Below are 12,189 nucleotides of genomic sequence, written 5' to 3'. Positions count from 1 at the left end.
ACCTCACGTCTTGTTGTCGGGAAAGGCCGTCATCAGTTCGGAAAGCCGTGTCCGACCCATCGGTTTCGCACCGTTGCGCTCGCCCAGCATCAGTTGCAATTCGGCAGGCGTCAGATCCCAGAACTCCCACGGCTTCAGGCCTAAACCGCGCATCCCCGCCCGCATCAGCGTGGGCCAATCAAACCCCGCCATCGCCCGTCTCCGGCAGCATGAAGGCCCGCGCCAGCAATTCGGCCGCTGCACGCGCCGCCGCCATTGGCCCGCCTTCGATTTCCGATGAAAGCAGATCCGATGCCCGCCCCGTCCAGCCGCCGCCGCGCAGCCCTGCAACGATCAGCGCCAGCACGTCCCGCGTGCTGAAACCACCCGTCTCAAACCGCTGCACCAGATCCAGCAAGGATCCGCTTTCAAGGCCAGCTTCCAATTCGGCCAACGCGCCCAGCGTCAACCGCATCACATTGCTCCGTCCATCGACGACCAGAACGACATCTCCCCGCCACGGATTGCCCATCAGGCAGCCGTAAAGGTCAGTGCGCCGGCCGAAGCCAGCGCCAGTTCATAGGTCGCCTCACCGTCATGCGCACCTGCATACTCGATCGAGGTCACCTGAAACGGCCCTTCGACAACGCCGAAATCCGGGATGATCACCTGAAACGCCGGAGTCTCGCTGTCGAAAAACATCTGCCGCGCGCGTTCGTCCGTGGTGCCGTCCTTGAACACCCCCGAGCCGCTCAGGCTCGCCGATTTCACACCGGCCCCGGCCAGCAACTCGCGCCAGCCGCCGGTCGATTCCAGCGTCGTCACATCCACCTGCTCGGCGTTAAAGCTGATGCGCGTCGCGCGTAGCCCTGCCAGTGTTTCAAAACTGCCATTCACGTCCACCTTGATCAGCAGGTCTTTCCCGTTCTGTGCCGCCATGTCTCTTACTCCAGATAAAAAATTAGTTGTCTTCTACGCGCGCGCGAAAAGTCAGATCGATGCGCCGCAGGCCCCGGCCTTCGCGTCCGGCCTTGGCTTTTTCGAACCACAGGCCAACAAGGGTTCCCCGGCTCAGGCCCATATCCGCGCCGTGCAGTGCGTCGCTGATCGCTGCCGCCGCCTCCTTGGCCGTCTGGAACCCCGAATTTGACGTAACGACCGAGACAAGGAACCGGTGCCAGGCCCCCGCCCCGCCCTTGTCGCCCGCGTCCTTGGCCGTCTCCGGGCCCAAAGCCACATAAATCGGCGGTAATGCCCCGGTGGGCAGCGCGTCGTAAATGTCCGTTCCAACAATGGCCGACAGGGTCGCGTCGCCTTGAAGGCGCGCATAGACTGCCGCCTGCAATGCTCCGGAAACCGCATAACTCATGGCGCAACCTCCTCTTGGCACTGGCTGATCAGGTACAGCCCGGACGGCTCCTCCTCAGTCACTGCCTCGATACGAAATAGGCGCGCGCCCATGCGAAACCGCTGACCCGGTTCAGGTCGGCTGGAATGTCCCTGCGGGGCACCGCGCGTGATGATCCGGAATGCCCCGACTGACACCGCCCCGGTTTCGCCATTCGCCAACCGTCCGGTGCGCGGTTTGACCGTTGCCCAGAGAGTGCCCAGCGCGCTCCAGGTTTCCTCGAACCCACCCGCGCCATCGCTTACACGCTGCGGCGCTTCCAGCGTCAGCCGCCTGTTCAGTGTCCAGCTCATGCGCCCATCCCCATGCGCACCGGGCGATAGCGAGCAATCAGGCTTGTCACGCCAAAGGGCATGCAACCTTGGCTCAGGGCCATGTCGCTGCGGTATTCGTAATAATGCGCCGCCAGCATCAGCGCGGCCTGCTTGAGGTCTTCGGGCACCGCATCAAAAGCCGCGCCATAACCTGCTTCGAAACGGATCTCGACCGTTCCGCTTGTGGGAACACTGGGCAAAGAGGTCGCTATCGGCCTCAGACGCGGATCAAAGGCGTCTTTTTGCAGCCGGTACACCACTGGATCGACAATCGTTGCTACTCCAATGGCATCCACAAGGGCTACCTCGGTGATCGCCTGCACGGGGGCCACTGGCAAACGCTGTGCATCGGGCGCTGTCCAGTTATCCAAGGTCACCAGAAATCCACGCGTGATCAGTGCTTTGCTAGTCCGGCCCTCGATTGCCGCAATCGCCGCGCGCAAAAACGAGACCAATACCGGATCTTGCAGATCGCCTTCGGTAAAACCGCTGCCTAGGAGCAGATGGTCCTTCAGAGCCTCCACCGGAAGCGCCGCTTCCAGAACTTGGGTTTCTTCCACCAACATCATGTTTCTTCTCCGAAATCCTCGACCATCCCTAGTCCGCCAGGCAGTTGGACGCGCGCCGCCCCGACTGCACGGGCGGAGGGGTAGCTGGACAACCTGAACCGGCGCGCGCCCGCTGAGAGACGGGCCAAGGAACCCGCCTCCCATCTCGTGGCCAGTCTTAGCTGACGGCGATACGCAACAGTTTGATCGCGGCGAAATCGCTCACATCACCACCCACGCGCTTGGAGGCGTAGAACAGGACATGCGGCTTGGCGCTGAATGGATCGCGCAGCACGCGCAGATCGGGGCGTTCGGCAATGGTGTACCCTGCGGTGAAATCACCAAAGGCGATCGGATAGCTATCCGCCTCGATGTCGGGCATGTCTTCAGCAATCAGCACTGGATAGCCCAACAGTCGGCCCGGCTCGCCAAAGGCAAACCCGTCGGCCCAAAGGTGACGGCCATCGGCGTCCTTGAGCTTGCGCAGCGCTCCGGCGGTCTTCGAGTTCATCACAAAGGTCGAATTGGCCCGGTATGGCGCGTTCACGGCGTAAACCACATCGATCAGCGCATCACCATCGCCAATTCCTGTACCCGAACCAGAGGGAACATAGCCCAGGTTGCCCCAGGTCCAGGTGGAATCCTCAACGATGGTGTGGTTCAAAAAGCCGCGCGGCTTGTCATTGCCATCCCCTGCGACAAAGGCCCCCGCCTCCGCTCGGGCGAACTTTTCGGCAATCCGGCCAGCCAGCCAGGCGTCGACATCAAAGGCACTGTCATCCAACAAGCGCTGTGACACCTTCGGCATCGCATTCAACTCGTACAGTGGGATAGAGATGCGCTCGATGGTCGGCGTGCCAGTCTCGGCGGCAGATCCGGTCTCATTCGCCCAACCCGCGCCAGTGTCGTTCTGGTCGATCAGCACGTCAAAGGCAGAGGCATCCACATTCACCACATTGGCGATCTGACGGATCGAGGCCGTGGTGTTCAGTGAGGATTTGATCGTCTCCGCGGTCTGCGGATCGACCAGATAGCCGCCGTCAGAATTGATAGCGGACGACATCGCCTTGCCTTCCAGCTCGAGACCACGCAGGCCGTCATCGTCGCCAGAGCGCAGATAGGCGTCAAAGGCCTTTTGGTGGGGGGCTTCGACCTCGGTACGGGTCGACAGTGCCGGGCGGTTCGCTTTTGCGGTCTTTTGATCCAGCATGGTCAGTCGCTCTTCCTGTTTCTGAAGCTTTTCTTCAATCTCGGCCTGTAGGGCCCTGTAGTCCCCGATCAGTCCCGCCATCGCGGCATTCACCCGGGCGACCGGAGACAAATCTTCCCCGGTCCGAGACTTGGTCTCGGTCTTGTTCATCCCTAGTTTCCCTCATGAGTGGCGCGCGTCAGCCGCCCGCCAGGTTGTGGCGCATGCCCTCCAGGGCTTCCGCCAATTCACGCAACGCGGCATCGTCGGGTGTCTCCCCCTTGGATGCCACCCGCGCACTGGGCAGCATCGGGAACGTCACCAGTGACACTTCCCAGAGCTCCAGTTCCGTCAGGACACGGTGGCCCTTGTCGTTCTTGGTGGCTTTCAGTGTGCGATAGCCGATCGACAGCCCGTCGATTGCGCCCGCTTCGATCAGCGCCGCCGCCTCGCGGCCACGCTCGACACAGTCCAGCAGCCTGCCTTTGACGAACAACCCGCGTTCGTCTTCTCGCACCTCGGCCCAAATCCCGATGGGCTGCGCCGGGTCGTGCTGCCACAGCATCTTGACCGCGCGCCCTTCTGCGGCCAGCCGGGTCAGCGACCGGGCATAGGCCCCGCTGGCGACAACATCGCCGCCCTGATCGCAGGCCCCAAAGAGCGAGGCATAGCCCTCGATCCTGTGACCCTCGACGGTCACTTCCGCGTCAAAGCGGGAAAACTTGTGTTCCAGATCCATCCATCTACCCTTCTTTGGGGTCGGGCGCTGATCCGCTTGGCAAGGATCGCACCGGCACCTCTTCGATAGCCCCGTCCCCCTCAGGGGGCGGCCGTCAGCAATCCCTGAAAGACATCCGCCAGGATTGCCCCCGCGACGCCGTAAACCGTCAACCAAAGCCGCCGCTCCAGCCGTTCCATCAGTAACTCCAACCGCTGAAACCGATCTGTCAGGGCATCGAACTGCAATTTGCTCACCCGCTCATGTGCCTCCAGCCGCAGGCCCGGCGCACAGGCGAATTGCTCATGCCGTGAACGCAACTCAGTCACTGGCCTCGTCCTCCATCACGGCAGGCAGCCCCAGCAAACGGCGCTTTTCCGCAGGTGTCAGAAAATCGGCCGTCGCCACTCGGTTCCACTGAGCATCGCGTTCCACCGCCAGCGCAGGCACCTGATCCAGGTCGGGGGTCAGAACCACCTCTTCGCCAACCCAGGCCGACAGCCAGCGCCCCACGCTCGCCGCGACCTTGGTCGCCAGCGGCAGCACCGTCTGGCGGTAAAAGGCGCGGTGCGACTCGGCATAGTTGGCATAGGTCGCCTCGCCGGTGATCCCCAGCAGCATGGGCGGCACACCAAAGGCCACCGCGATTTCCCGCGCCGCCGCCTCTTTGGTTTTCTGGAACTCCATGTCCGAGGGCGAAAAGCCCATCGGCTTCCAGTCCAACCCGCCTTCCAGCAACATCGGACGTCCTGCATTGCGCGCGCCCTGGTGGTGCATCTCCATCTCGGATTGCAACCGTTCGAACTGCTCAGGACTTAGCTGCCCTTGCCCGTCTGCACCGTTCCAGACAATCGCCCCAGATGGCCGCGCCGCATTGTCCAGCAGTCCCTTGGACCAGCGTGAGGCCGCGTTATGAACATCCACTGCCTGCGCCGCCGCCTGCAAGGGCGACAATCCATAGTGATCGTCCTGAGGGTGAAACGCCTTCACATGACAGATCGGAGAGATCGCCCCCGTCACACCAAAGCGATGCTTGCGCCCGCCAACCGCGTATTCATAGGCCACTGGCCAGCCATCCGCGCCGGGCACCACACTCATCCGGTCGCTGCGCAACACATGCAGTTCAAACGGCAGACCCTCGTCGCCTGCCACCGCCTCGACATAGCCATCGCCCGACAACAGCAACTGACCATACAGCGCCTCGAACAGTTCCGCCCGCCCCTGACCGGGGTTCGGCGCGGCAACCAGCTTGAGGATCGGATGCTCGGCATAGCGCGTCGCATTGTCCTGCAGCACCAGCGGCAGGGCTGCCGCAGCCTCGGCGATCAGCTTGACCGCGCGAAACCCCACCGGGTTCCCGGCAAAGGCCTGCTTGGTCAGCGACACAGTATCCCGCGGGCTCCAGGCCACGCGACCGCCGTTCAGATGCGCCACGACACGACCCGTCGCCGAGGCCTTGGCCTCCGGTGCGCTCGCCACCTCTGGCCCCTGCCCGTTCCGCCGCAGAAAATCGAATACCATCCCTAGTCGCTCCTTTCCTCAGGCGGCCCAAGGGCCCGCACCGCCCCGCCCGCGAAAGCCGAAAGGCCATCGCGCTACAGGTCATTTCCGTCTTTCGATTGGGTCAGAGGCTTGCTGTCCCCTGCGTCTCATGAAGCAAACTATGGTGGTGGTCTTAAGTCCGCGTCACACCACCGTTCGCTCCTTGCGCAACGCCCTAAAGCACGCGCACTTTTGGTGTCCGCTTTATCGGGCGCTTGCCCAGCATCAGCTCCGTCAACGCCCAGACCAGCGCATCTACGCGGTCAGGACTGCCCGACCCCTCATAGCCGTGTGGCGTCATCAGACACATCTGCGATTCCAGCTTGTCCATCCCGCCCGCATGTTTCACGCGCCCTTGTTCGTACAGCGCGGCTACCGGCTCGGCCCGAACAGACTTGCCCTCGGTGGCATGCACGGCCTTGTAGGACACATAGGGATCGACCTGCCGCAGCGTGGTTTCCACCATCGCTCCGCCCTGATTGACCTCTGCCACCACACGGTCCGCCTCCCAGCGCGCCGCCGCCTCCAGCGCGGCCGTGGCCCACCCCGTAGGCGACAACCCTTGGATAGAGGCATCCTCCAGCACATAGGCCCGCCGGTTGCGCGGGTCGTCCGCCTCGACAATCCCGGCCACCACGATGCCGCAGGCATCCGATCGTGGCCCCTTGCCCGCCGGCGGGTCCACCGCCACCACAACCCGGTCCATCTGCGGCAGCCGTCCGGCACGCGCGCCGTCAAGCATCTCGCGCGTCCACAAGGCCCCGTCGACCTGATCCAGCAAAACGCCGTCCAGTTCCTGCAAACCCAGTGATTGCCCCTCATAGCGCGCCCGCACTTCCTCTAGGAAAGAGGCTGCCAGATGCGCTCGGTTCGCCTCTGTCCGGGCGTGGGTCGACACAGTCGAGGGCGTCTCAAGCAACTCCTTCAAGACTTCGATGTTACGCGGTGTCGTCGTCACGCAGACGCGTGGGGCATCCCCCAGCCGCAGACCGAACTGCAACATGTCCCAGACGTCCCGCGCCTTTTTCCACTTCGCCAACTCATCCGCCCAAGCCCCGTCAAACTGCGGCCCGCGCAGCGCCTCGGGGTCTTGCGCCGAAAACAGCACCGCCTCTGCCCCGTTCGGCCAGATCAGCGTCCGGCGAGAGGCATTGAACTTTGGTTTCCGGTCAAACGGGGTGCAGGCCAGAATACCGCTCTCGCCGTAAACCATCACCTCGCGCGCCTGATCATAAGTCTCACCGATCAAGGCAATCCGCCGACAGCGGCCCTTGTCCAACGGCTTGGAGCCCTCAACTTGCGCACGCACCCATTCCGACCCGGCCCGCGTCTTGCCCGCGCCGCGCCCGCCTAGGATCACCCAAGTCCGCCAGTCGCCCTCGGGTGGCAGTTGATGCGGATGGGCCCAGAAATCGAACAGATAGGGGAGCGCAAGGCGCTCCCCGTCGGTCATTTCAGCCAGAAACCTATCCTTCACCACAGCAGGTGCGGAGGCTATCCAGGCGGCACCGGATCGCAGATCGGGCGCATTCAAGGTCAAGCCCATAGGCATCCCCGATTCCCTCTTCCTTTCGGATGATTGCTTCAAGTTCCATCTCCGTTTCCCGGGCTGCACGCAGCCAGTATTTCAATTCGTTCAAGGCGCCACTCGCCTCGGACTTTTTCGCCAACTCTCCTTTGCGGGCGTTGTCCTGAAGCTCACCGATCTGGTCGATAAGGTTCTCGATCGTAGCGGTTGCCCGGTCGCGCTGTTTGCGCAAACGCTCGCACCGCTCATTGGCGGTGATGACGATGCGCTGTTCTTCTTCTCTTTGCTCTGCTCTGCTCATGCTCGACACCTTACTTGCCTGTAGGTTCTTGCCCCTCCGCGGGGTGGCAGGAAGGAAAGTCAGCCCTGAATGTTTCCCCAGGTGCCGCTTGCCGTACCTTGTCCAGCATGGGGAAAACATACGGTCCGCCGCGCGTTGGGTCAATCCACCCTCCGGACGCAACCAACTGATTTCGTTCATAAATCCAAACCAAACCTTAACAAGGGGATAAGCTGCTTGCCGCGCCACTTTGGCTCTGGCAAGACTTTCTCAACAAAAGGAACACTCTATGCCCCAACTCTCCACCCGCATCACCACACTTAACGAAGGCGGTTCCGACGGGTGGGAGGTGTTCTACCGCGCCCGTAAAATGGCCGCCGCGGGCCAGCCAGTGACCGAATTGACCATCGGTGAACATGACATCGGCACCGACGCGTCGATCCTTCAGGCCATCCACGCATCGGCCAGCGGTGGTCACACCGGCTATGCCATGGTGCCCGGCGTGGCTGAACTGCGTCAGGCCGTGGCCGACCGCATCACGGCGCGCACCGGCGTGCCCACCGGCCCTGAAAACGTGCTGATCACCCCGGGTGGGCAGGCCGCACTCTTCGCCGCCCATGTCGCCGTCCTGTCACCCGGCGATGCCGCGCTTTACATTGACCCGTATTACGCCACCTACCCCGGCACGATCCGCGCCGCCTCAGGGCGCGCCGTTCCGGTGCCGACAGAGGCGGACCGCGCTTTCCTGCCCCAGGGGGCCGCTATCCGCGCCGCCGCCGCAGAAAGCGGCGCCAAAAGCCTACTGGTCAACACCCCCAACAACCCCACCGGAATGGTCTACCCGATTGAAACGCTTGAGGAGATCGCAACCGCAACCATCGACCACGATCTATGGCTGATCTCGGACGAGGTCTATGACACGCAGGTTTGGCAAGGCGAGCACATCAGCCCGCGCACCCTCCCCGGCATGGCAGAGCGCACGCTGGTCGTCGGGTCGATGTCAAAAAGCCACGCCATGACCGGCTCGCGCGCCGGTTGGCTGGTTGGCCCGACAGACGCCATCGATCGGCTCATCGATCTGGCCACCTCGACCACCTATGGTGTCCCCGGATATATCCAAGACGGCGCGCTGTTTGCCCTCAATCAAGGTCCAGACCTTGAAGACAAGATCTCCACTCCGTTCCGCCGTCGCCGTGATCTCGCGCTGAAGGTGATCGCCGAACAAAACACCGTCACCGCTATCCCCGCTCAAGGGGCCATGTACCTGATGCTCGACATCCGCGCGACCGGTCTCTCAGGGCGCGACTTTGCCGAGGCATTGTTGGATGAACACCTGATAGCCGTCATGCCGGGCGAAAGCTTTGGCAAATCCGCCGCCGGTCACGTCCGCGTTGCCCTGACCGTCGCGGATGACCGCCTTGTCGAGGCGCTGAAAACCCTTTGCGCCTTTGCGGACAACAAGGCCCGCGCCGATGCCTGACAGCTTTCGCGACATGCATTGCCCGGGCGATCCGTTCATCCTTGCCAACGCGTGGGATGCCGGATCGGCCAAGATGTTGGTCGACCTTGGGGCCAAGGCCATTGCCACATCTTCGGCGGCCCACGCCTTTACGCTGGGCCGTTCAGACACCGGCACCATCACCCGCGATGAGGCACTGGCCCACGCGCAGGATCTCATCGCTGCCGTTGACGTGCCCGTATCAGGCGATTTCGAAAACGGCTTTGGCGAGGCACCCGAAACTTGCGCCGAAACTGTGCGTCTGGCCGCCGAGATCGGTCTCGCTGGCATCTGTATTGAGGACACGGCCCTGCCGGGCACCGCGCCCTATGATGCCACGCTGTCAGCCGAACGCATCCGCGCCGCCGCCAGCGCTGCCCGCGCCTTGCCGCGAGATTTTTTTCTTGTGGCACGCGCCGATGGCATCCTGACCGGCCACTACGACATTGAAGAGGCCATCGCCCGCATTCAGGCATTCGAGGCCGCAGGCGCCGACGCCGTTTATGTCCCCGCCCCCCCCTCAATGGAGGCGCTGGGTCGGTTGGTCAACGCCACCAGCCTGCCCTTCAATGCGCTGGTGTCCGGCCCGTTCACCAAACACACCCGCGCCGAATTTGCCGCTCTTGGCGTCGCGCGCCTGTCGCTTGGCTCGGCCTTGGCCCGCGCCACATATCGCACGATCCACACCGCCGGAGAGGACATGTTCCGCGCGAACGGTCGCTTTGACACGCTGTCAGATGGCCTGCCCTTCGACGTATTGAACCCCATGCTGAAATGAGCGGTACGCCAGTCAGCGCCATCCGCAATCTTGGCCCGGCGTTCGAGGATGCCTGCACTGCGGCCGGCATCCCCGACGCCGAGAGCCTTCGTGCCCTCGGCGCGCATGAGGCCTACCGTAAACTGCTGCTCGCCGGCCAACGTCCGCATTTCATCGGCTACTACGTCTTGCACATGGCACTGCAAGGGCGTCCGTGGAACGACTGCAAAGGCGCGGAAAAGGACGCACTGCGCGCGCAGTTTGACGGGCTCAAGGCAGAAACCAAGGCTCCCGCGCAAAGTGCGTTGGACAAGATCCTGAATGAGATCGGCGTGATCGCGAAACCCGAACAACGCTGATCCGCCCAGATTACTCACTTGCCTACACCCGACAGTGTCGCGCCAATGCAAACTCCGGGCACCGCGCCCTACCTTTTCTTGCGCAGCTTGCCGTAGAATCGCTCGTTCGCTTGAACAAACTGATCCAGCACCTTGCCCAGACCGCCAAGCTGACGCCCTTTGAGGAACAAGAACCCCGCAAAGGCCCCAATTGCCGCGCCTGCGGTGTCGATGATCAGGTCCGTCATTGTGTCCACCAGCCCGGATTTCTGCATATTCATGCCGAAAAGCTGATCCATGCTGAACTCAAAGATTTCCCACATGGCACCGATCGACACTCCGACGCAAAAGGCCAACGCGGCCAATGCCCAAGGCGGAGCGGCATATCTGTCCCCTTCGAACAGCATGAAAATCAACAGAAATCCCATTAGACCAAAGCTGAGCGCCGACGTGAAATGCAAAACCACATCCCACCACCAAAAGCGTTCGTAAAAGTCCGCGACTTCGCCCAGAAACAAGGTCGCGAAGATAAACAGCACAATGCCCGTCAAGAACGGTTTTGGAAGCTCGATACCCAGATACCCAGCAAATCGCTGCGGCAGAAACGTCAGGACCAATGTCGACACGGCGACAAAGACCGCAGACCACGTCTGGGTCATCGCCCCTATCACGGCTTCGACCACCAGGACCGCCTGAATGAACAGGACAACGAGAGAACTCTTGATGTGGAACATCTGGGCTTCTTTTTCAGGTCTGCCTCCCAATATATAGACCATGTCGGATTCTTCACCCCTTCGCCTTGCCAGCTACAACATTCGCGCGGGCCTTGGCTCTGACCTGCGCCGCGATCCGTTGCGGGTGCTGTCGGCGATTTCCGCGCTGGATGCGGATGTGGTGGTTCTGCAAGAGGCTGATTTTCGTCTTGGGTCGCGCCATTCTGCCCTGCCGCGCGACAGGATCGAGCCCGAAACCGGCCTGCGCCCCCTGCCCGTCGCACGCAACGCCGTCAGCCTTGGCTGGCATGGCATCGCGGTTCTGGCCCGGCCTGAGCTGACCGTAGATCAGATCCACCACTATCCTTTGCCCGGACTGGAACCACGCGGAGCGGTCTCCGTCGATCTTCCCGGGGTTCGGGTGGTCGGCGTGCATCTGGGCCTTTTGCGTCATTCGCGCCGCCAGCAACTGGACTTTATCCGCAACGCACTGGACGCCCTGCCGCCCCTGCCCACAGTCATTCTGGGCGATTTCAACGAATGGTCGCGCAAGGTGGGTCTTGGCCGACTAGCACAGCGCTACAATATCGTGACGCCGGGGCGGACGTATCCGTCGACCTTGCCACTGGGGGCGCTGGACCGCGTGGCCCATTGTGCGGCGCTAGACATCCGGGTACTTGCGCCGCCGCGCAAGGAAAACGGGCGCCACCCGTCGGATCATCTGCCAATCCTTGCTGAAGTGCACCACACAAGACGATCACAGCCAAGGCCGCTGCAGCAATAACAGACCGCGCCCTGCCCTCTAAACCGCAACAAAAAAGGCCGCCCCAAAAGGACGGCCTTTCAGCAAGATAGAGAACAGGACCGGCTCAGCCGACCAGTTCAAGACCCGAGAAGAAGAATGCGATCTCTTCTTTGGCGGTGTCCGGCGCGTCCGACCCGTGGACCGAGTTTTCGCCAACCGATTCGGCAAACTCTGCGCGGATGGTGCCCGGTGCGGCGTCGGCGGGGTTGGTTGCGCCCATGACTTCGCGGTTCTTCAGGATGGCGCCTTCGCCTTCCAGAACCTGCACGACAACCGGCTCCGACGCCATGAATTCGCACAGTTCGTCATAGAACGGACGCTCCGAGTGGACGGCGTAGAACTGGCCAGCCTGCGCCTTTGTCAGGTGAATACGCTTTTGCGCGACGATGCGCAGGCCCGCTTCTTCGAACTTGGCGTTGATCTTGCCGGTCAGGTTGCGGCGGGTGGCGTCGGGCTTGATGATTGAGAAAGTGCGCTCAAGGGCCATGGGATGCTCCATCGGGTTATCCCCGGACGTTGTGTCCGGGTCATGAATGATGCGCGGGGCGGTAGCATGGGCCGCGTCGATTGGA

The 12,189-nt window shown here is 62.5% G+C and carries 18 protein-coding genes; 4 read left to right on the top strand and 14 right to left on the bottom strand.

Annotated elements, in window-relative coordinates; genetic code table 11:
* Positions 1–3: 3 nt before the first annotated feature.
* The 12 genes from ANTHELSMS3_RS14905 to ANTHELSMS3_RS14850 form a co-directional block, all read right to left on the bottom strand.
* The gene (locus tag ANTHELSMS3_RS14905; protein WP_094035561.1) at positions 4–192 is read right to left on the bottom strand and encodes a rcc01693 family protein; all 189 of its coding nucleotides are present in this window, start codon (positions 190–192) and stop codon (positions 4–6) included.
* Positions 179–511: a gene transfer agent family protein gene (locus ANTHELSMS3_RS14900; RefSeq protein ID WP_094035560.1), complete on the bottom strand. Its 333-nt coding sequence runs from the start codon at positions 509–511 to the stop codon at positions 179–181. The genes ANTHELSMS3_RS14905 and ANTHELSMS3_RS14900 overlap by 14 nt, the downstream gene beginning before the upstream one ends.
* Positions 511–918 (bottom strand): phage major tail protein, TP901-1 family, encoded by a 408-nt coding sequence (locus tag ANTHELSMS3_RS14895; RefSeq protein ID WP_094035559.1) that lies wholly within the window; start codon positions 916–918, stop codon positions 511–513. The genes ANTHELSMS3_RS14900 and ANTHELSMS3_RS14895 overlap by 1 nt, the downstream gene beginning before the upstream one ends.
* A 22-nt stretch (positions 919–940) precedes the next feature.
* Positions 941–1,348, bottom strand: a complete 408-nt coding sequence (locus ANTHELSMS3_RS14890) for a DUF3168 domain-containing protein (protein ID WP_094035558.1) — start codon at positions 1,346–1,348, stop codon at positions 941–943.
* Positions 1,345–1,680 (bottom strand): head-tail adaptor protein, encoded by a 336-nt coding sequence (locus ANTHELSMS3_RS14885; RefSeq protein ID WP_094035557.1) that lies wholly within the window; start codon positions 1,678–1,680, stop codon positions 1,345–1,347. Before ANTHELSMS3_RS14885 ends, ANTHELSMS3_RS14890 begins: the two co-directional genes overlap by 4 nt.
* Positions 1,677–2,270 carry a head-tail connector protein gene (locus ANTHELSMS3_RS14880; RefSeq protein WP_094035556.1) on the bottom strand — a complete coding sequence of 198 codons (594 nt, stop codon included), beginning with the start codon at positions 2,268–2,270 and terminating at the stop codon, positions 1,677–1,679. The genes ANTHELSMS3_RS14885 and ANTHELSMS3_RS14880 overlap by 4 nt, the downstream gene beginning before the upstream one ends.
* A gap of 157 nt (positions 2,271–2,427) precedes the next feature.
* A complete protein-coding gene (locus ANTHELSMS3_RS14875) occupies positions 2,428–3,609 on the bottom strand; it encodes a phage major capsid protein (RefSeq protein ID WP_094035555.1) in 1,182 nt (393 codons plus the stop codon).
* A gap of 28 nt (positions 3,610–3,637) precedes the next feature.
* On the bottom strand, positions 3,638–4,177 hold the full coding sequence (locus ANTHELSMS3_RS14870) for an HK97 family phage prohead protease (protein ID WP_094035554.1): 540 nt from the start codon (positions 4,175–4,177) through the stop codon (positions 3,638–3,640).
* An 80-nt stretch (positions 4,178–4,257) separates the two neighbouring features.
* Positions 4,258–4,485, bottom strand: coding sequence for a GTA head formation protein, RCAP_rcc01685 family (locus ANTHELSMS3_RS14865; RefSeq protein WP_094035553.1), 228 nt, complete (start codon positions 4,483–4,485; stop codon positions 4,258–4,260).
* Positions 4,478–5,677: a phage portal protein gene (locus ANTHELSMS3_RS14860; RefSeq protein WP_094035552.1), complete on the bottom strand. Its 1,200-nt coding sequence runs from the start codon at positions 5,675–5,677 to the stop codon at positions 4,478–4,480. Before ANTHELSMS3_RS14860 ends, ANTHELSMS3_RS14865 begins: the two co-directional genes overlap by 8 nt.
* A gap of 196 nt (positions 5,678–5,873) precedes the next feature.
* Complete coding sequence (locus tag ANTHELSMS3_RS14855) at positions 5,874–7,151, bottom strand: DNA-packaging protein (protein WP_094035551.1); 1,278 nt, start codon at positions 7,149–7,151, stop codon at positions 5,874–5,876.
* A gap of 13 nt (positions 7,152–7,164) precedes the next feature.
* Positions 7,165–7,536 carry a hypothetical protein gene (locus tag ANTHELSMS3_RS14850; protein WP_157733522.1) on the bottom strand — a complete coding sequence of 124 codons (372 nt, stop codon included), beginning with the start codon at positions 7,534–7,536 and terminating at the stop codon, positions 7,165–7,167.
* A gap of 259 nt (positions 7,537–7,795) precedes the next feature.
* Between ANTHELSMS3_RS14850 and ANTHELSMS3_RS14845 the strand changes: the two genes are divergently transcribed.
* From ANTHELSMS3_RS14845 to ANTHELSMS3_RS14835, 3 genes are read left to right on the top strand one after another with little or no spacing between them, the layout of a single operon-like run.
* Positions 7,796–8,986, top strand: a complete 1,191-nt coding sequence (locus ANTHELSMS3_RS14845; protein ID WP_094035549.1) for a pyridoxal phosphate-dependent aminotransferase — start codon at positions 7,796–7,798, stop codon at positions 8,984–8,986.
* Positions 8,979–9,782, top strand: coding sequence for an isocitrate lyase/PEP mutase family protein (locus tag ANTHELSMS3_RS14840; protein WP_094035548.1), 804 nt, complete (start codon positions 8,979–8,981; stop codon positions 9,780–9,782). Before ANTHELSMS3_RS14845 ends, ANTHELSMS3_RS14840 begins: the two co-directional genes overlap by 8 nt.
* On the top strand, positions 9,779–10,120 hold the full coding sequence (locus tag ANTHELSMS3_RS14835) for a TfoX/Sxy family protein (RefSeq protein ID WP_094035547.1): 342 nt from the start codon (positions 9,779–9,781) through the stop codon (positions 10,118–10,120). The genes ANTHELSMS3_RS14840 and ANTHELSMS3_RS14835 overlap by 4 nt, the downstream gene beginning before the upstream one ends.
* 68 nt (positions 10,121–10,188) lie before the next feature.
* On the opposite strand, the gene ANTHELSMS3_RS14830 is transcribed toward ANTHELSMS3_RS14835, so the two are convergent.
* The gene (locus ANTHELSMS3_RS14830; RefSeq protein WP_094037152.1) at positions 10,189–10,833 is read right to left on the bottom strand and encodes a hypothetical protein; all 645 of its coding nucleotides are present in this window, start codon (positions 10,831–10,833) and stop codon (positions 10,189–10,191) included.
* Between the two features lie 40 nt (positions 10,834–10,873).
* On the opposite strand from ANTHELSMS3_RS14830, the gene ANTHELSMS3_RS14825 reads away from it, so the two are divergent.
* On the top strand, positions 10,874–11,596 hold the full coding sequence (locus ANTHELSMS3_RS14825) for an endonuclease/exonuclease/phosphatase family protein (RefSeq protein WP_094035546.1): 723 nt from the start codon (positions 10,874–10,876) through the stop codon (positions 11,594–11,596).
* 85 nt (positions 11,597–11,681) lie between these two features.
* Here the strand turns inward: ANTHELSMS3_RS14825 and ndk are convergent, their stop codons facing one another.
* A complete protein-coding gene (ndk, locus tag ANTHELSMS3_RS14820; RefSeq protein WP_094037151.1) occupies positions 11,682–12,104 on the bottom strand; it encodes a nucleoside-diphosphate kinase in 423 nt (140 codons plus the stop codon).
* Positions 12,105–12,189: the final 85 nt, after the last annotated feature.

The sequence above is a fragment of the Antarctobacter heliothermus genome (genome assembly GCF_002237555.1).
Classification (GTDB): Bacteria; Pseudomonadota; Alphaproteobacteria; order Rhodobacterales; family Rhodobacteraceae; genus Antarctobacter; species Antarctobacter heliothermus_B.
This window is presented reverse-complemented; position numbering and strand designations above follow the sequence as displayed.